This window comes from Vibrio sp. HI00D65, assembly GCF_001635455.1.
In the GTDB taxonomy this organism is placed as follows: Bacteria; Pseudomonadota; Gammaproteobacteria; order Enterobacterales; family Vibrionaceae; genus Vibrio.
In genome coordinates this window covers 140,609-160,346 of the sequence record NZ_LWEH01000364.1, presented here as the reverse complement: position 1 = coordinate 160,346, position 19,738 = coordinate 140,609, and the positions used below count along the sequence as shown (strand labels likewise).

14 protein-coding genes are annotated in these 19,738 nt (G+C 43.6%); 5 read left to right on the top strand and 9 right to left on the bottom strand.

Annotated features, from left to right (window positions below; translation table 11 throughout):
• Positions 1 to 98: 98 nt before the first annotated feature.
• Complete coding sequence (locus tag A3712_RS20630) at positions 99 to 1,847, top strand: SgrR family transcriptional regulator (RefSeq protein WP_063524864.1); 1,749 nt, start codon at positions 99 to 101, stop codon at positions 1,845 to 1,847.
• 52 nt (positions 1,848 to 1,899) lie between these two features.
• Here A3712_RS20630 and A3712_RS20625 read toward each other — a convergent pair whose 3' ends face one another.
• The 4 genes from A3712_RS20625 to A3712_RS20610 form a co-directional block, all read right to left on the bottom strand.
• Positions 1,900 to 3,570, bottom strand: coding sequence for a DUF342 domain-containing protein (locus A3712_RS20625; protein WP_063524863.1), 1,671 nt, complete (start codon positions 3,568 to 3,570; stop codon positions 1,900 to 1,902).
• Between the two features lie 362 nt (positions 3,571 to 3,932).
• On the bottom strand, positions 3,933 to 6,059 hold the full coding sequence (locus A3712_RS20620; RefSeq protein WP_063524862.1) for a GNAT family N-acetyltransferase: 2,127 nt from the start codon (positions 6,057 to 6,059) through the stop codon (positions 3,933 to 3,935).
• A 93-nt stretch (positions 6,060 to 6,152) separates the two neighbouring features.
• Positions 6,153 to 7,127 (bottom strand): ParB/RepB/Spo0J family partition protein, encoded by a 975-nt coding sequence (locus A3712_RS20615; protein WP_063524861.1) that lies wholly within the window; start codon positions 7,125 to 7,127, stop codon positions 6,153 to 6,155.
• 5 nt (positions 7,128 to 7,132) lie between these two features.
• The gene (locus A3712_RS20610) at positions 7,133 to 8,350 is read right to left on the bottom strand and encodes a ParA family protein (protein WP_004736920.1); all 1,218 of its coding nucleotides are present in this window, start codon (positions 8,348 to 8,350) and stop codon (positions 7,133 to 7,135) included.
• 1,279 nt (positions 8,351 to 9,629) lie between these two features.
• Between A3712_RS20610 and A3712_RS20600 the strand changes: the two genes are divergently transcribed.
• Positions 9,630 to 11,609, top strand: coding sequence for a replication initiator protein RctB domain-containing protein (locus A3712_RS20600; RefSeq protein ID WP_063524859.1), 1,980 nt, complete (start codon positions 9,630 to 9,632; stop codon positions 11,607 to 11,609).
• Positions 11,610 to 11,991: 382 nt separating this feature from the next.
• On the opposite strand, the gene A3712_RS20595 is transcribed toward A3712_RS20600, so the two are convergent.
• From A3712_RS20595 to A3712_RS20585, 3 genes are read right to left on the bottom strand one after another with little or no spacing between them, the layout of a single operon-like run.
• The gene (locus tag A3712_RS20595; RefSeq protein ID WP_063524858.1) at positions 11,992 to 12,474 is read right to left on the bottom strand and encodes a hypothetical protein; all 483 of its coding nucleotides are present in this window, start codon (positions 12,472 to 12,474) and stop codon (positions 11,992 to 11,994) included.
• Complete coding sequence (locus A3712_RS20590; RefSeq protein ID WP_063524857.1) at positions 12,471 to 13,403, bottom strand: ABC transporter ATP-binding protein; 933 nt, start codon at positions 13,401 to 13,403, stop codon at positions 12,471 to 12,473. Before A3712_RS20590 ends, A3712_RS20595 begins: the two co-directional genes overlap by 4 nt.
• 8 nt (positions 13,404 to 13,411) lie before the next feature.
• Positions 13,412 to 14,236: an ABC transporter ATP-binding protein gene (locus A3712_RS20585; protein WP_063524856.1), complete on the bottom strand. Its 825-nt coding sequence runs from the start codon at positions 14,234 to 14,236 to the stop codon at positions 13,412 to 13,414.
• A 362-nt stretch (positions 14,237 to 14,598) separates the two neighbouring features.
• Between A3712_RS20585 and A3712_RS20580 the strand changes: the two genes are divergently transcribed.
• Positions 14,599 to 14,793: a PA3496 family putative envelope integrity protein gene (locus tag A3712_RS20580; RefSeq protein ID WP_004736928.1), complete on the top strand. Its 195-nt coding sequence runs from the start codon at positions 14,599 to 14,601 to the stop codon at positions 14,791 to 14,793.
• A 189-nt stretch (positions 14,794 to 14,982) separates the two neighbouring features.
• Complete coding sequence (locus A3712_RS20575) at positions 14,983 to 15,543, top strand: NADAR family protein (protein WP_063524855.1); 561 nt, start codon at positions 14,983 to 14,985, stop codon at positions 15,541 to 15,543.
• A gap of 125 nt (positions 15,544 to 15,668) precedes the next feature.
• Here A3712_RS20575 and A3712_RS20570 read toward each other — a convergent pair whose 3' ends face one another.
• Positions 15,669 to 16,427: a substrate-binding periplasmic protein gene (locus A3712_RS20570; protein WP_063524854.1), complete on the bottom strand. Its 759-nt coding sequence runs from the start codon at positions 16,425 to 16,427 to the stop codon at positions 15,669 to 15,671.
• Positions 16,428 to 16,515: 88 nt separating this feature from the next.
• Between A3712_RS20570 and A3712_RS20565 the strand changes: the two genes are divergently transcribed.
• Positions 16,516 to 18,900, top strand: a complete 2,385-nt coding sequence (locus tag A3712_RS20565) for a response regulator (RefSeq protein ID WP_063524853.1) — start codon at positions 16,516 to 16,518, stop codon at positions 18,898 to 18,900.
• 99 nt (positions 18,901 to 18,999) lie between these two features.
• On the opposite strand, the gene A3712_RS20560 is transcribed toward A3712_RS20565, so the two are convergent.
• Positions 19,000 to 19,728, bottom strand: a complete 729-nt coding sequence (locus tag A3712_RS20560; RefSeq protein WP_063524974.1) for a UTRA domain-containing protein — start codon at positions 19,726 to 19,728, stop codon at positions 19,000 to 19,002.
• Positions 19,729 to 19,738: the final 10 nt, after the last annotated feature.

Sequence of the window (19,738 nt, the reverse complement as noted above, 5' to 3'; positions counted from 1 at the left end):
ACCGTGACAAAAGGGGAACAAAGTAACTGAACATTTTCTTATTTTCTCGAAGTTAAGTTGAGTAAAATACTAGGCTATCCATTAACAAAGGGCTCTTGGTGTCTAATCTCAACCTGCTTAGGTATTATCAGCGAATCGCACCCATTGGTGTCGGAAGCGAAATAAAAACCACAGTACAAGAAGTGGCTGATTTACTTTGTACTTCTCCTCGACATGCCCGCAACCTGTTATCACAAATGCAAGAGCTAGCGTGGTTAACTTGGCAACCGAAAGCCGGTCGAAACCAACGTTCGTCGCTTCTGCTAAACATTGAACTAGGCGTACTCAAGGAGAGCCTTGCTCTAGAGCGAATCCAACAAGGCAAGTATGAGAAAGCTTTGGCTATTCTTGATGAGGACGAAGCAACGTTTGGCCGCCTACTGAAAACCACCTCTGGGGCTTCAGTTCAAGAAGGCCGTGTCAGTATTCAACTCACATACAAGCGCATGTTCGAGCGTATTGTGCCACACCAATTACACCGCCGTAGCGAGCGCTTCTTCTTGCGTCAGGTGTATTGCTGCTTAGTATCCAGCCATGACAATGGTGTTATCAAACCAGAGCTCGCTCACCATTGGCACTATGACGAAGCGAGCTATCAATGGACATTCCATCTTCGCCCTGGACTTAAGTTCCACAACGACGAACCAATTGACGCAGATACCATTGTGAGCCTCTTTGCTAAACTCAGTGCCCTTCCCTATTATCAAAAAGAGCTCGCACACGTCAGAGACATCAGCGCCCCACATCCATTGAAAGTGGTATTTAAATTAAGCAAACCAGATCAAGGATTCGCAGGGCTTGTCTCTGGTGTCAAATACGGTATTCAGCCAGCAAACCAAGTTAATGTTGCAAACAACAATGCTGTGATTGGCAGTGGCCCATTTACAGTGGTCGAACACGACAAAAATAAGCTTAAACTGCAAGCATTCGATGGCTACTATTCGTGTCGTGTGTTGGTCGACTTAGTTACGATTTGGAGCGTCAACGACGAGAAAATGGAGAACCTATCACTATCCAGTAATACACCAATCCAAGTATCTGAAACAACAAGCGGTATTGAAGTTTCAATACAAGCACCCAATGCTATTCACGCGAGTCAACACAGTCGCACTGAAGACGGCTGCTTGTTCGCGTTATTCAACCATCATGCAAAGCATCCGTTAACACGTGCCCAACGCTGTTACATCACGGAATTGATTCAACCGCAGCGACTACTCGACGTGTTCCAGAAAAAGAAGGTTCATTACGGCAGTGTCGTAGCTAACAACTTATTGCCGGTTTGGAACCCCGTTTTACGCCCGTTTGGTGAATTCAGCACGCTACCAAAAACCATTACCATTGCTGGATACAACTACACAGCTCTGCGTCGATGCGCTCGGGCTATTTCTTCAGTACTTGCCGAACACAATTGTGTAGTTGAAATTGTGATGTATTCCTATCGAGAGTTGAGTGAGAAAGCGAACAACGGCACGCTCGATGAAACACTGATCTTAACCAATATCAATTTAGACGATAACCGTCATGCTTCAGCGTTTTCTAATTTCTATTGCAACAACGTGCTGTACCACACTTTAGGGGAAGCAAATGCAAGTTGGCTTGATCAACAATTGGAAAACCTCAGAGCGAGCACCCCGCTTGAAGATTACCTAACGGCGTTAGAGCCGATAGCTTCAACGTTGGTCAGTGAGTACTGGGTTGCCCCAATGTTTCATCACACTCAAACATTACGATTTCAAGGTGTCTTAGAAGATGTCGCACTCACCAACTGGGGATGGCCAGACATTCGCTCGGTGTGGTCTTCTGATTAAAGGAAGGTGTTGATGAGGATATTTTGATATGGGTGCCGCACACTGGCACCTTTTATAATGAAATGTCTTCTTGTTCCATCTTAAAGGAACATTGAATCTCGTATTGGTTGAAGGAAAACACGCTTCCCCCATGGGTACGCTTAGTTGTCACGGTTTCATCACCAAACTGCACGGTGACTCGAGTATAAACTTTTTCATGTGCTTCGACCGTACACTCCGCAAGGTTCGTTTCAAATTCAGCTTCCAGAGTATCAAGCTTTTGTTTAGTGCTTTCTATGGCGTGATTGTTCTTCTCGCGCTGCTGCTCTATTTGTAACGCTTGTTCTTCACTTCGCTCTGCTTTAGGTAATTTCTTAAATTCAAGCTCTTGTCGAATTACGTCCATAGTCTGTTCTTGCGTGTGTCTATAAATTTCCTTGAGCTCAGCAATCTTCTGTCGATAACCATCATAGCGTGCAAAACCATGAACTTTAGTTGCAGTATCTCCTTCAACGCCTAAGAAAACGCACTCCACCTTGCCACCCACTTTCGCTTCACCGCCACTGAGTGTGCCGTGCTTCTTGAGTGAGTCCATCACAATAAGGTTGTTACCACAGCGGATTTCATTACTCATGCTGTGTACGCCAAGGCGCATATCGCTCGCCGTTTGTAACTCGGCATTTTGAGCATAGCTTGCCGTGATAGAACCTTTGCTAAATACCTTACAACTTTTCGGTTCTCCCTCTTTCGTCGTATGTCCGATGATTCCTTTCGCGACTTTGATATCGCCTTGCGCCTGAACTTCAGCAGATTCAATAAAGCCGCCGACGGTAATACTCCCAGTGGCTTTCACAACCATGCCTGGTTCAATGTTGCCAGAGACAAGCACATTACCTTTAAACTTTACGTGTCCAGTAGAGACATCGACATTGCTAACACACAGTGCGTCATCCACTTCGATGGTTCGATCTTTAATGATGGGTAAGCCAGGGTGGGAAGCGAGCAATAGATTAGGGTCATCAGGAGAAATGTACGTACCTTTACCAGGCTTGATTAAGCTGTCTTGTCCAGGGATTGGTGGGATGACTCGGCCTTGAACCGTAAATCCAGCAACACCTTTAGTCGCGGGAGTACGCTTCATCAATTGGTCATTCAGTCCAACGGTGATGGTTTCTCCCAAATCCCGCATATCAATCTTGTCTTCGTTTTTACCGCGGGGCTTTAGAACTTGGCGCGTAATGTCTTCCACGAGCGCCGCAAACTTGGCGTCTTTACCCCTGATTGGCTGAGTGCCTTTAGCGACAGGCTGAGTAAACGTTTCTCCCGGCCTAAGCTTACTACTCATCATTAATACTTTTCTAAGGGCTAATTTATTAATCCCTTTAGTGATATGAGCTTGAGCTAGACAATGGATGATGTCACTACCGCGCAGAGGGTTTCCGTTGTATGGACCAGTGACAACAAGACTCGCTAACATCTCGTCATCGGATAGTTGCACCTCTACACTGGCGTCGCGAACCTCAGCAATCAGAATACCTTCGTAAGCTTCTCCTTTGCCTTCTTTAGCAATAGAGACAAAACGCAGCACTTCTTCTTCAAAAAGAAAATAGCTTGATGCGTCTATTGCTTCCAAGGCTGGTGGCAGTGTCTTGTTATCAAAGCTTGCATCAACCACAACACCTAACGGCAGACATGCCATCACTTGTTGTTTATCTTCCGACAATGTAACGATGTTATCCCACATTCGAATTGAGTATCCCTAATGACTCAGCTGTTATTCAGTCTATATAAATCAATCTGTGCTTAGAATCGTCACATTATAATAATCAGCGTCACATCACTTACTTTCGTGACTGCAAAGATGACTCATAAATAAGACGTACTCATTTTATGATTTGTCTCACCTTTACAAAGACAAAGCGACAATTCTCACACGGTTTAATTTGAAGTTTCAATGTCCTGTGATGTGGTGGGTTATCTGAGTAAAATAGGAAATTGAGATAGTGGAATCGAAATGAGGCTGAAGGCTTAGTGTTAAGGAACAGTTTACAGTGTAAATTCAACCTTCTAATTTACACTGTAAATCACATTTAAAACTGACTGCCGCTATTTACACTGTAAATTTACCAATAAGGCTTCTACATCTTTTCGGAATTGAGCCTCGGCTTGCTTACGCCCAATAAAGTTAAACTGTTCAACACAGCTCCCCCACCCTTTCTGTTGAACAACTTTGGCAATCAACAAATCAGAAACGAAAGAATGAACGACATTCGTAGTATCAACAACTGTTTTCTGGGCTTGACGTGCATTACTAATAAGCACCAACTTCAACACACTGTAGCCAATGCTATCGTAACTATTCCCTCCATCAACATAGCTCTTGATAAGTTGAACTTCGAGTTCGCAGATCGATTCAGAATAAGTTGGAAGCAATGCTCGCACCATATCAACTTCAAGAGATGCCAGAGAGCCGGAAACAACAAAACAAAAACTACGCTCAAAATGATTCAGAAGTTGGCTGACCCAACTATCTGAATTTGCTTTAAGAGGTTTAACCATTAGCACAGAGTGACATCCACTTGCCTGATCACGCTGGTGACCAATATGTACTGGAGCAAAATCATTATTCCTCCAGAATGCAATCAAATCACTTGTCGCTCCAAAGCTCGTCGCTAAGTAGTCGGCTTGTTCAATGCGCTGTGACAACTTGTCCAACATCCAACTACCGATACCAAAACCTTGGTGACATGTCGACACCGCAATACGCATGACTCTGATACAGATGCTCGTTGCCGCTTGTACTGCACCAAGTTGATTTGCTAACAATACCGGAGCCAGATGACCTTGAGGTCTGCGTTTTCCAATTTGAATCTGAGAAATCAATTCACTGTCTAACCCACCCTCTTGCGAAACCAACATACAACTCAAACACTCTTCTTGATGCCAAGCCGCGTACAACTGAATCGCTGGGTTGTTGAGAAATTGCATCAAGTCATTTGGGGATGTTTGATAATGAGCATCGACCAATAACGAAAAGCATTGTTGAAGCATGCTTGGGTTAGCTAAACAATCTTGCTTGGATAACTCGACCAAACTTAGTGAGCTGAGTTTCTCGCTAAAAAGCAGCTCAACATCGCGCTCTGCGGCGTTATTTGATGAGGCGGCACCAAGTAAGAAACAATCAAACAACCAAGCTTCAAGCGGATCATGATTATTCCAACGAATAGGTTGTTCCAACTTATAGCCTTTCCAGCCAGGTCGGTGTTTAGTAAGCCAAGCCTCGAACTTTATTCCAAAGCCTCGACCACTGCCTTCGTAGCCATGCACAGTGGTTGAAAAAACCATACGGTGATAATTGTCGACCATAGATTTCAACATTGGGATAGGAATCGCAGCCGCTTCATCAACCAATAATAAATCGCACTCGGACTTTGATTTTAGTAGTTCATCTGGCGCAACAAATCTAAGGCTACCGCCTTGATAGCAAACATGAGTGGCATTCACGACTTCACAACCATTGAGTCGTTGCTTCGCATGTGAAAAAACAGGCTCGGTGGCTTTAACAGATGGAGCTGTCACAACAATGTTGAACCCAGGACGTTCTGCCAAAAGCTGTGCTGCTGCAATACCTAACGTCGAACTCTTACCACGGCCTCTGTCAGCCGTTAAAATCAAAGGACGCTTTCGATGACCAGACACCACTTTTTTGACTAACTCAACGGCGATATTCTGCTGCTCAAATCGATCTAGATGATTTGGAGCGTTACTCATTTGTGGAAGTAAATCGAAGCTGCGTTCCAATCCTGAAGCTTCATCGTCTTGAGACACTGAAATTAGCTTTTCGAAATGCGTATGTAACCAACGTTGGCCAAGCACTAAAATTTCGGTATTTTCAATATCAGGCGGTAACACCAACAACAGTCCGCCACCGACCAAGGCACCAAGTGCTGCACTAAAGCCATTCGCATCAAACTGCTCTCTAAAATCACAAACAAGCACTTGGCATTCACGACCGAGAAGTTGCTGACCTTTCTTTACAGGTGCATGAATAACGCCGTCAAAAGGAGTCCCACCAATTTGGAAAACGATTTGTGCGTTGTTCTCTTTGAGGTAACCAGAGATAGCAGAGTTTTGCCATGTCGCATCGCCATTAAACACCACGCCGTAACGGTAAGCATTATGTTGGGCGATATCGGAAAGTGTATACAGAAATGTGTTGATTGGGCTTGTCATAATTTGTGTCCAGATTCATCTAAATACAGTTTATCACAGCTAAATAAAAAGCCGCATAAAGCGGCTTTAGAGAAGTTTTGGAAAGTAATCGACTTAGTCAAGTTTCGATTGCACAAACGTTAGGATTTCTTGCATCGTTGCATCATCAATTTTCTTCAGGTTTAACGCTAGGTTTGAACCCTTACGGCTGTATGATGCGCGGCCTTTGATAAGCTCAACTTTTGGTGACGCCTTTTTCGCTGGTGCAGGAGCCAATTCAAGAATCCAACCTTCTAGCGTTTCCGTTACGTCTTTAGTTAAACGAGTCACACCTTGTGCTTCACTGCGCTGCCATACAAAACCTTCAAGCGCATCACATTTAGTGAGTAATGTTTTCTGCTGCTCTTCAGTCAGGCCACTGAATTGTTTATACAGTTTAACAATCGTTGGACGACCAAGGTCGCTCACATTTGGGTAAGCTTGAAGCAGTTCAAGTGGTAAAGCCGCTGCTTTCAATGCACCACTCACTAGCGCTTCACTGCACTGGAACATTTTTGCTAACGCTTTTTGGTCTTCAGCTTCGCCTTTATCAAGCTTGGCTTGCATCTCTTTGCCCTTCTCGTACAGAGAAAGCGGCTTATGAGCGTTGGCTACATCAGATAAGAACTTAGCGTGTTCGCCGTGAATGTTTTCGGCAACATAGATTAGGAACTCTTTGTCAGCCAAAATACAAGACATACGACGACGGCTACCATCAAGAACTTCAATCTTACCGTCTTTGTTTTTACGACCTACTGCTGGGTATTGCTGGCCGCGTTCTTTCAATGTTGTAAGAACATCAGAAAGAGCATGTTCGTTTAGGAAAGATTGCTCACGAGCATTCTCTTCAAAAACGACGGTGCGGGTTGCTACTTCAGAAGCAGGAATTCGAACCAATTCAAATGAAACTAAATCTTCGCCAGCAACAGAAAGCTCGATCACTTGAGCCTGTTCTTTAGCAGCAGTTTGCGCTTCTTGAGGCGTAGCAACACGACGTTTGTTCGCCTTACCAAATAGCTTTGCATTTAAGTCAGATGTTTTAATTGCCATTCTTGTTATCCCTGATTAAGTGAAGGCCAATTGCTATGTAATACTCGCTCTAATTCTAGAGCACTTTTTTGTACCGCGTCTTGAGCGACAGCCAGAGTCTTCTTACCGCCTTCAAAATCACTCACTGTAAGGTCGAAAACCGTGCTGTAAGTATCTGCACAAGTCTCGAATGCGCGGCTTCTTGGAATCGTTGCCATCATTACTTGGTCATTCAACAGGTAATTCATTTCTGTCAGTACAGATACCTGTTTCTTGTTGTCGTCTTCAAACATGGTTGGCATCAGACGAACAAACTCAAGCCCTTTCCAATCGTCCGGGAACATTTCGTAGACGGTTGGCAAGTGTTGGAAGAAGTTAACCGTTGAAGCCCAGTCCAAACGCTTCGCCGCACATGGAATCAACAGTGCGTTAGACGCGTACATCGCGTTCCATACCAGTGGGTCTACGTGCGGGCCGGTATCAATCATAATCACGTCAAAATCATCCGCGATTTTATCGATAAGCTTCTCTTTTAAAAGACGCACAATATCTAAAGACTGATCTTGAGAAAGGCTTTGCCACGCTTCAGCGTTGAACATTGCATCTTCTGGGAAAGCTGAAATTGTCTTTAGGTTTGGATATTGTGTTGGCAACAGTACATTTTTACGCAGAAATTCTTGGTCAACTTCTTGGCCTTCTGGCACGTTGTCCAACATGATATCTACAGCAGAATAAATGCTATCGTGCTCAGTACCACTAATTTGTGGGTTTAGGAATAAGCGCAGAGAGCCTTGTGGATCCAAGTCAATCAGACAGATACGGTAACGTTTATCAAGATTCAAAGATAAACATGCCGCTAAATGAACCGCTGTCATTGATTTACCCGTACCACCCTTTTGGTTCTGTACGTTGATAATCCAAGGCTTATTTCCCGCATGCTGTTTACGTTGATGGAATTTTGGCACTTCAGCCGCGTCCATCAGCATGTGAGCTTCGGTCAATGAAATTGAGTAATGGTTAGCATTATTCTTCGTAAACTGGTGGCCTTCCGCCTCAAGCTTAGTGATAGCCTCATCCAATTTACGGCGAGTTAAGCCAGAACGAGTCTCCATCATAGCCTTAGACATAGGCGGAAAATGCTCATCACTTCGCTCCTCCAAAATAATCTCAATTCGGTCAGCCTGAACTTGTTGAGTTTGTTCGGCTAGCTGATAGAGCTTATCAATCGTTTGTTCTCTTTTCATTGCCAGTTTCCGTAATGATTAACTAGATATAAATTGTACAGCGATCAGTGATAAAAACAACAAAAACATGCACATACATTTATGAGTAAAATCACATAAAATAGACTGAATTTTTACAGTTTGATGAAAAGGTATCTAAAACGAATACAAATTTGACTACTTTCATAGCGCATAACTGGCCTAATTTTACCTTATATTTAAAATGTTACAGCATCACTTATTTACAATGTAAATGCTAAAATGACTAAAAAACGCCGGAACGATTGAAATACAACCATAGATTACGGTCTATGTGATTTTCATTGTAAATTACAGGCGAATCACGTAAAAAATAACAATACATGAAAATTCAAACTTCGATTTAAGAAAAGCGATTCGATATCTAGCCATTCAAAGTAATGAGCACCATTGAATAATGGACAAACTGAATCACACCGGAAGAATGATCATGGTGTAAATGATTAATTCTACAGTTGATAAACTAATACTATGAAGCATGATCAAGGTTCATCGTCGCCAATATTGATCCGAATGAATGTCAGTTCAAAATGATCAACTTCCGGAAAAATGATCAAGTAGATATCGTGCCGGAAGCATATATTTGGAGAGCTAACTTACGGAAAAATGCTTTTGGAATGGGGATTCATGACTTATTGGGCCTTATTGCTAGGAAATTCAATCGACACAAGATGGGAATACAGAAACATGACAATTTCATGATCATGCTTCCTACCTTTGGTTCGATGTCTTTTTAAAACGAAAGGCAACATGTGATAAATCGATACTGAATGGATTTTGTACGAAAGAGGGCAGGGAACAATGAAAATCACCACTTACTTGATCATTGTTCCGATAAATTGGCCTTCAAAAATATCCACACTTTCAGCAAATAAGCACTTCGAAACAAAATAGACAAAGATCGGTTGTGGATAAGCTGTATAACCATAATGATCATGCTTTCGAATCAATAATGATCATGCTTAAAATGATTTAATGATCATAGTTCTGACTCGCTGTGATCATGCTTTCTTCTGTTTTATGATCATCGTTTCGAGAAGCTTATGATCATGCTTTCCAAGCGTATTTTATTTAATTGTTTAAGTTCATAGACTTAACAGCAAAATTACAGCCAGATCATTAGATCACTTAATCATTTAAGATCATATTAATCTAAAAGATCAGTTATTTAAAAGCCAATAAATTCTCTTTATTTATGATCATTCTTTCTTTATCATCAGGAACTATAGTGAAATTACGGTTAGTGTGATATGGATCAAAAATGAAACCAGAAGAGAAATTGTTAATTAAGGCACGAAGCCACAAAGATGGTCATTTATTTGAGGTATCTGAAACAGCCGTTGAATGGATTGAACAATATCAACACTTCAAAGGTGTCACTAAAAGCATAGTTGAGCTTCTAAACCTAATTTCACTTCGTGGATTTAGCAGTAAAGATGGATACGTTTCAACGACCGAGATTATTGAATCAACCGATGGTCAAGTTACCCGCGCAGCTTTGCAACAAAGATTGAGAGCGGCTGTAAATATCGGTCTTTTCAAGCAAATCCCTGTTCGCTTTGAAGAAGGCCTAGCAGGAAAAACCATGCTCCATCGTTTTGTTAACCCTAACCAATTAATATCGGTATTGGGTGCCACCAGCTTGGTGACGGAAAGTGTCAAACAAAATGAAAAGCAGAAGCGTTCTAAAGCCCTAGCCCAAACCAAAGTTAACAAACGCCTGCTGAATGAACACGGACTAAATACTCCCCCAACAATGAAAGATGAAGCGGACCAGTTCATTGTATCTCCAACAAATTGGGCGGGGATTATTGATCAGGCGTTAGCGCCACCACGAACGCGTAAGAGTTACCAAAAATCAATGGTTTCGATCTCAGGTACTCGCGCAGTGATCGAGACAAGATCATCGAAAAATATCATGACAGTTGATGATCTCATGACACTATTCGCGTTATTTACACTCACCGTTCAATACCATGAGCACCACCAAGATGACTATCATCTTGATGCAAAACACACACCGAACAAAACCCCACTCTACATCACTGATATTTTGTCGCTTCGAGGCAAAAAAGACAGCGGACCTGCACGTGACTCAATCCGTGACAGTATTGATCGTATCGAATTTACAGATTTTCAACTGCATGAGCTTACTGGTCGTTGGCTTAGCGAGAACATGCCAGAAGGCTTTAAGAGTGATCGTTTCCGATTCTTAGCGAGAACCATTACTGCATCGGAAGAAGCGCCTACAGAGGGCTCTGACGGCGAAATTCGCATTAAACCGAACTTATACATCCTTGTTTGGGAGCCATCGTTCTACGAAGAGCTGCTGACACGTGATTATTTCTTCTTATTCCCGCCAGAGATCCTGAAACAGCATACTTTGGTTTTCCAAATGTATTCTTACTTCAGAAGCCGTATGGCGCGTCGTCATTCTGATTGCATGTTGTTAAGCGAACTTAATCAGAAGTTGGCTCGCAACATCGATTGGCGTCGATTCTCAATGGATCTGATCCGTGAATTGAGAAAGCTTGGCGAAGAAGGAGATCAAGAAGATACCTTCCTGGTTAATCTGTGGGGTTACCATTTGACGATCACAGCTTTGATCGAGAAAGGGAAAACTACAGACTATCAAGTTGATATAAAATGTAACGTGGAAGAAGTATTGCGTTACTCAAGAGCCCGCACCACCAACGCTGGTAAACGTAATATGGCACCAACGCTGCCAAACCCGCTCCGCAACGAGATGGTATCAAAGCAGAAGCTGGAAGAGCTGTCTGAAATCATCGATGGTGAGTTCGAGCCAATCCAACGCAAGGCACCATCACCAAGAGGTAAATTAGGGCGTCGTGTTAAGCAGCGTAAGCACTCTGTCGAGATCAATGCAGACGAGATCATGATAACACTCTCTAAATATACCTCTGCAGAGGCTCTAGAACGCAGCATAACGGCTTTATCTGCTATGACAGGGCACTCACACGCCTCAATCAAAGAAGAGTGCTCAGAGCTTATAGGGAAGCTTGATTGGCTGAGAGTAGGTGATGAGATCATTCCTTATGAAACGTTGAGTAAGTTAATTGAGCTGTACAACGACCGCGATAGTAACTGCAACCGCCATCTTTCGATTGAACGTCTTATTTCTGGCTTGGCGGTTCGTCGTAAAGTGTGTAAGCAAGTTCACGAAGGACATTTGGATGAGAATGTGTTCTTAGCGTTAGATGAAATGGCGATTGGCCACTGATTCTGGGCCTGATTTCAGGCCTGTGGATGGAAATTTGAAACATCATTAGGTGTTGATAAGAACCGCACCTAACGCTGACAAAGTGATGACAAAGTAGCGCAGTCGGTTGATTATTCTTTATCCCGAATAGACAACCTTTTGTCCTTTCTTATGATTAACAGATTGGCTCATATTTTGTTACATCATACTGAATAGATTTTTGCGAGTTCCCCAAGGGACTCGCTTTTTTTTGTAAAAAATTCGACTAGCCATTAAAAATCAGTAGTTTAATGTGTTTCCTTCTGAAGTATGATCAAGGTTAAATCATGCGTTCATGGATCTGGCTCTCATTGGCAGGAGTGGAAGCTTCTTAAGGGTGGACTTTGGATCAAATGAGTAGCGATCAGTGAATCTGATGTTTTACATTACATTGATCATCGTTTCGGGGATGGCTCGCCATGAAGCGGACGTGCGACTCGATCAACTTCTCTGACTCTGCTTGCCAGCGCGGCTCATGCTGCTGATTGGCAAACTCGAGAGCCAGCACACACAGATGCTGAACTCGTTGAGTACACCACTCTTGCAAGTTCGGCTCTGCTTTGGGGTCACAAGACACCGCTTGCAGCTTGCTGTAAGCAAACATTAGGTATTGGTAAGCCCTTTCTTGATGCTGTGCATTTTCATTCGGGTGTCGATAGAAGGTAAAGATTCTCAGGCAGCCATCTAACCAACATGCGATGCCTTTGCTCTGTTCATCCGTGATCAATGGCCCCCAGAGTGCATCTGGAGGCGTTAAGATCAAAGGTTCTAACCGTTCCACTTGATCATGCTTTCGGGCTTTGTACCAATCTCCGATCCGCTCTAACCAAGTGTCTAGTTCATTCATGCAACATCATCCCATTGTTTTACGTAGTGATTATCAGCAACTTGTTTAACGTTATGCTGTATTTCACTGCTTTGTTCTCGAATAAGCTCCGCGTCTATTGAATAGTTTGGTTCATTTTTAACGAGTTCGCCAAATGGCAGATCAGGATCTGGCACCGCAGAGATCAATAGCTTGGTGTATGGGTGTTGAGGATTGGTCAAGATCGACTGAGTGGATCCCCATTCGACGACCTGTCCTTTGTACATAACTGCTGTCTCTTCTGCGATGTAATGTGCGGTCGCTAGATCATGGGTTATGTACAAAAAGCCAATCCCGAGTTCTTTCTTCATTCGTAGCATGAGGTTGAGCACACCAAGTCGAATCGAAACATCCAACATGGAGGTAGGTTCGTCGGCAAGAATAACCTCAGCGCCAACAGCCAGTGCTCTTGCTAGGTTAACCCTTTGTCTTTGGCCCCCACTGAGCTCGTGAGGGTACTTAGCCAGTGTTTCAATGGGTAACTCCACCAGCGTTAATAACTCTTCCAAGCGCTCTGCTAGCGCTTGTTTATTGGCGACTTGCTTATGAATCTTGAGAGGGCGCGTTAAATGGTGCTCTATAGTGTGTGTCGGATTCAACGAGCCAAACGGGTCTTGGAACACCATTTGCACTCGGCTGCGGTAGTCCAAGATGTCCTTGCGGTTGTGGAGGGTTGAGATGTCTTTGCCATTGAACAGGATCTCGCCCTTTGTCGGTGGGTAGACCTTGGTCATTAGCCTCGCACAGGTACTTTTTCCGCAGCCTGATTCGCCAACGAGTGCTAGCGCTCTTCCTGGGTATAAATCAAAACTCACGCCATGCAGGGCTCTAAATATCTCCTCTTTGTCAAATCCGCCCCCAACAGTGAACTCTTTAACGAGGTTTTTTACTTGCATAATTGGTTGTGACATTGAGGCTCCTAGCACGCTGTGGCGTGAGCATGTTCGTGAATATTAGGGAATGAACTCCACAGCTTTTGGGTGTAGCAGTGCTGAGGGTTATTGCGAATCTCATAGGCTTGATTGACTTCAACGATCTTGCCATGACGCATAATGGCAATGCGGTCACACAGCTGGCTCATCAGGGCCAAATCGTGGGTAATAAAGAGGATAGAGAAGCCGAACTCTGCTCTGAGTTGGTGTATCTGTTGCAATATTTCTCGTTGAACGACGACATCCAAAGCCGTCGTTGGCTCATCCATGATGATCAGTTTGGGATTGAGCGCGAGAGCAATCGCAATCACTAATCGTTGACGCATACCGCCACTAAATTGATGAGGGTATTCGGTCAGGCGATGACGAGGTATATTCACTAGGTCGAGCAGTTTTTCTGCGCGGTCCTTGGCTTGTTCATCACTCATTCCTTTGTGGTGGCGTAGTACGTCAGCAAATTGTTCTTCGATAGTTAATACAGGGTTGAGTGAGTTCATGGCACTCTGGAACACCATGGCGATCTCACTCCAACGTAATGTATTAAGCTGGCTGTCAGATAGTCTCAGTAGGTCTTGCCCATCAAAAAGTATTTGACCGCCAGAGATGAATGCGGGCGGCTTGTGAAGTCGGTTAATAGCAAAGGCGATGGTGCTCTTGCCACAACCCGATTCGCCAGCCAGACCAAAGATTTCTCCTTGCCCTATGCTAAAGTTAACGGACTTTACCGCGTTGAAGTCTCCGTCATCGGTGATGTAGTCGACACATAGATTCTTCACTTCTAGAAGAGGTGTATCTGGATTTTCCATAGACATGATAGATACTCAGTTATGATATTGATAACTATTATCATTAACACGTGTTGGATTTAGTGAAAGCGACCAGTACAAAAACAATGAAGTGCCTCGGAATTTATCTAGCGGTATTTCAGGAATTTTCAGTGGGAAAGGCGAAAATTAAGGGAGGAAAGTGAGAGTTGGATCAAACCCCATTTATTATGGAGAATCCTCTAAATGTAATTGCAGAAAATGGCTTTGGCAAAGTTTAAATGAGCCATTTGTTAATGAGCTTTATGAAGCGTCGTAATCATCACATTTCAGTGCAGAATTTCTTAACAAGCGAAATAGCATTTGCTACAGATTACCTGTCCATTACATGGTGCTTTTCGGAGGAAAACATGTCCATTAATTCTATCAACCATGATGAAATGACAAACATTGCAAACAAGTGGGATGCTGAAGAAGAAGTATCTTTCAAACCAGAAAAGAAAATGAAGTCCGCTGAAGCTCGTCGTCGTATCGAGGCTTTAAGAGAAATTAGAGAAAGCGGTTTGAGTCTGGAAGAAGCGAGGGAGCTGGGTCTTATTCACTAATATCCCCGATTGCATGTAATAGGGTGGCTCAAGGCCACCCTTTGATTTGTATGCATTTTATTCATTTCTCATTTGATTCTCCTCTGTAATTTTACCTTCTGGGCATAAAGCTCACTCATACAAATTCTCTCGGCAGTTTCTACTTTTCGTTTAAAAGCAGGCTGACGGCATACTCTTGAACTAAGTTGTTTGACAGCAATATGTGACGCCACTAATTTTAAAGGCAAAGCAAAAATATGTGATGTCGTTGGTAGGGAGAAGGCTATGTCGAATTCTGTGGCTCAAGCTGAAGAAGTGTTGTTTTATGAACCAGAAGATCCGAATGGATACCTTTCAAATTTTGCCGCTTGCCCGATCAAGGTGGATGGGCAAGTGTGGGCAACCAGTGAGCACTATTATCAGGCAATGAAGTTTTCTTCACCGTCACTGAGAAATATCATCCTTGAAGCCTGCACACCTGCTGAAGCATTCTCATTAAGCCGACAATACAAAGAGCAGGTTCGAGAGGACTGGTACGACATTCGTGTAGAGGTGATGCGATTTATTGTGACTGAGAAATTCACACAGAACCCGCAGTTTGCTTTGTTTTTAACGAACACGGGCGATTCGGTGATCAAAGAGCACTCTCATAAAGACCATTTTTGGGGAGATGGGGGAGACGGAACCGGTGAGAATCACTTAGGAAAAATTTTGATGGCAGTGCGCCAACAACTTCGTAGTCAGCAATTGCATTTGATCACATCACATTAAGTACACATTAAAAAGGCCGCTCTGCTTAGCTTGTACGCTGAATGCAGAACGGCCTTTTAGATTTCTATAGTTCCGGTATTCGAAGCCGCTAGAGTGCGTTACAGAGCCATAGAATGACGCTAGAACTATAAGTAACTTTGGACGATGTCATCAAGCTGTCCATCGTCTTTCATTTGGTCTAAACGTTGGTTAATAAAAGTTTCTAGCTTGGGGTCCATTTCTGGGTCGAAAGCCAAATGAATCGGATAGTTATTGATGACTGAACCAAAGTCTTGGATTTGATAATCATCGATATTGAGTTTCTGTTGGTTTAGGTTGTATTTGATTCGAGACTCCATCTCTACAAAAACAATGTCACCTGGCGCACGGTTTATGACGCGAAAGGCTGCTGTGTAATCTTTTACTCGGATCTCATTGAGCTTACCTTGTTGTATGTAAGGCTCTAAGTTTGGATATTCAAATCCTACTAGCAATACCACAGCCTTGCCATCTAAATCGTCAATCGTATTGAACTCGAACGGCTTTTTACCGCTACTCAGCAATACGTGTTTTACATTGTAAATTGGCTCTTCAGAGAGGTTGACTGATTGGATGTTTCCCCAGCTAGGACTGCCGTAGGTAACCCAATTGGGGTTTTCTCTCGCATCTAGCTTGTCAATCATTCGATTAAAAGGGTAGGTGTGGTAGTTAATCTCGTACTGGCTATCGTCAAACACGGCTTCAACAATATCAGAAACGATTCCTCTGTGGGATGACCCGTCAGTTTCGATCTGAAAAGGTTGCGCTTGGCTCGCAATAATGTAGTAGTGAAGAGGCTCGCTTGAGAAAGCATAACTGCTTGAAAACAAACTGACTATGGATGCAACGATAAGATGTTTTTTCATAACCTTCCCTAGTTATTTGATGAATGACTACTACTATACTAGTTGAGTAATTGTAGTTTACTAAGATAACAATATTGGTAATTTTTATATGGTGAAAAAAGGAAAACGCTATATTGGACTCTCTCGACAGTTAATCGGGGCCATCATTGCCATCAGTACCTTATTCACAGTTATAGTGACAGGTCTGGGGCTGTATGTGGAGTACCAAAATCGAGTTTCTTTTATCAGTTCTCAGATCGAACAGGTCAAAGCTGGCTACCTTTCTAGTTTAACGTCAAGCCTATGGGTTGAAGATCGCGCTCAATTGTTTGTGCAAGCGGAGGGCATATCCCGCCTCCCTTCGGTCAGTTATCTCCTTATCGAAAGCCCTGACGAAAAAATCTTAGAGCTTGGCAGCCCCACGACTGGGCAATCGTATTCTCAGTCATGGGAGATGGTGTATCAGATGGGGGGGAAAGACTTCCCACTTGCCACCCTCACGGTGCAATCTGACTTAAGTATGATCCTCAATGACTTCGAAGAACGAGTGCTGTTGCTACTCGCTTTTGAAGCCGTGAAAATCTTTTTGCTATCATTGGTCTCTTTGGTCATTGTTTATCGCTTGGTCGTAAAACGCTTAATGACCATGTCCTCTCAGATAAACGAGCAGCAAGTTGAAGACAATAAACCACGTTTTTTAACACCAACCGACTCTACTTACAAAGATGAAATATCGACGTTGGAAAACAGTTATAACCAATCAATTGAACGCATTCGTCAACAATATCAAGAGTTGATTAAAGCCAAAGAGACGGCTGAAGTTGCTAACCGCAACAAGAGTGAATTTTTGGCTAACATGAGCCACGAAATCCGCACTCCAATGAATGGAATTATCGGGCTTTCGTCTCTGCTTTCAGAAATGGATATGCCGAAAGAGCAAAAAGAGTACGTCAACATGCTCAATACCTCTTCGTTAACTCTTCTCGACCTTATTAATGACATCCTGGATTATTCGAAAATTGAAGCGGGACGTTTAGAGCTTCAACAAGAGCCGATGAAAATGATGGGCATTGCGGCCGATGTTGAGTCGACGTTCAGAGTGAAAGCCGAGCAAAAAGGGCTTCGATTCCAACTGGCGATAGATCCCAAGATTCCAACTATGGTGATTGGTGATGGAACGCAGCTCAGACAAGTGCTGAATAACTTAGTGGGTAACGCCATCAAATTTACCGAGCGCGGTCATGTCACGCTTTCTCTTCGCTTAGAGCAAGTGATTGAGCCTGAGCAGAAATTGAGAGTGCGATTTGAAGTTGCCGACAGCGGTATTGGTATCGCGGAAGACAAACAAAAATCGGTATTTGATAAGTTTCAGCAGGCGGATGGCAGCACTACGCGCATATACGGCGGTACCGGGTTGGGGCTGACCATATGCGATAAGATTGTGACCTTAATGGGCAGCAAGCTTGAGCTAACCAGTGTTGAAGGCAAGGGGAGTACGTTTTGCTTTGTGGCTGACTTTGATCCGTGTTTGGAAAGCAACGAGAATAATATCGATTTTAATAAGGTCTCGGTGTTGCTGGTGGATGATAGCCAACTGAATATGCGTATTACATCGGCACAGCTACAATCGTTTGGTGTGTCCTCTTCATGCTGTGAAACCGCAACCCAAGCGTTAGAGCTCGTTTCAGAGTCTATCGAAAATGCTTCGCCGTATGACTTAGTGTTGATTGATAAAGTGATGCCTTCCATCGATGGGTTCCAGCTTGCAAGAAACCTGATCGAGCGCTTTGGCAAAGCTTGCCCTAAGCTTGTCATGATCTCTGCTGATCCGCGTAAGCAAGACGAAATACATGCTAAGCAAGTGGGTTTTATTGCCTACATTGCTCGCCCATATCAAGATAACCAGCTTAAATGGACCATCAGTGAGGTATTAGCGAAAACAGCTGAAACCGAGACCTTTACCTATCCAAATCGAGGGGAGGTGGCGTTTAAGGACAATGAGCTTGTACCAACCACTAAACCAGCGGTGGTGGCTAAAGAGGGCGTCGATGCCGAAGAACCTAAGCCTGAAGCTACGTTATTTAGCGGTAAAGTTCTGGTGGTTGAAGACTCTAGAGTCAACCAGCAGGTTGCCAAGGTGATGCTTAAGAAGCTTGGCTTTGAGGTAGACATTGCCGATAACGGTAAAGTGGGAGTCGATAAGTTTAAGCATAATGAGTATCAGATGATCTTTATGGATTGTCAGATGCCAGTACTCGATGGCTTTGAAGCGACAAAACAGATTAGAGCACTCGAAGAAGGGACGTCGAAACATATTCCTATCGTGGCACTGACAGCGAACGTAGTGCTGAAAGATAAGCACTTATGCTTTGATGTGGGTATGGACAAGTTTCTACCTAAACCTGTTAATCAAGGTACACTGAGAGAAGTCGTGGCGAGTTTTTTGTCTGGCAAGCGCGAACTGGCAGGAGAAGGTGAGCAGAAGATTATTTAGTCGGTGCGCCATTAAACCTCATCGTAAAAAACCAAAACTCCTACCTAATCCGTCGGAGTTTTTGTATAAGTGGGGTTACCTATCTTTATGGATGCGGCACTAGCCAATGCTATCAATGTGGATCACTACTGAGTCTGGTCGCCAGTATTCCAATTCGCAGTCCATTAGCTCGCCATCTTGCTTGTAGTTCACACGGCAGATCTTCAACACCGGTTGACCCTCAGTCAAATTTAGCGCCTTAGCGACATAGGCAGGGGCTGAAGTCTGAATGACATCAAAGCGCGAACGTTTGGTTTCATAGCCATACTTCTCTCTATAAATACCAGTCAGCGACATGGTGAGGTTTTCCGACAATATTTTTTCAAACAGCGGTTCTTTCAATACATTTTCAACGAACAGCACCGCTCTGCCATCAATAAAGCGTAATCGCTCGATCACGTGTATTGGCGTTATCTGTTCTATCTCTAATGCTTTGGCGTAATCGCCTGCCGCCATCTCTGTGCGAGTGCTCAGTAGCCGCGTTTCTGCGATGCGGTCTTGTTCGCGAATCATTTGATGAAAGTGAGAACGAGACAGTGGGTTGTAGCGAATACGTTCGGGTGACACATACCATCCTCGGCGCTCCTCTCGGTATATCAGACCTTCAGTTTCTAACGACACCAATGCATCTTTGAGCGTGATTCTAGTGGTGGAAAACAGTTCGCTGAGCTCTCGCTCGGATGGCAGTTTTTGCCCCTCGGTGAAGATACCCGATTGAAGTTGTCCTCTGATGCTCGCCTTGATTCTACCTAGCTGTGTCCCTGATTGCGTTGTTGCCAATGTTTTCATTGCTGATCTA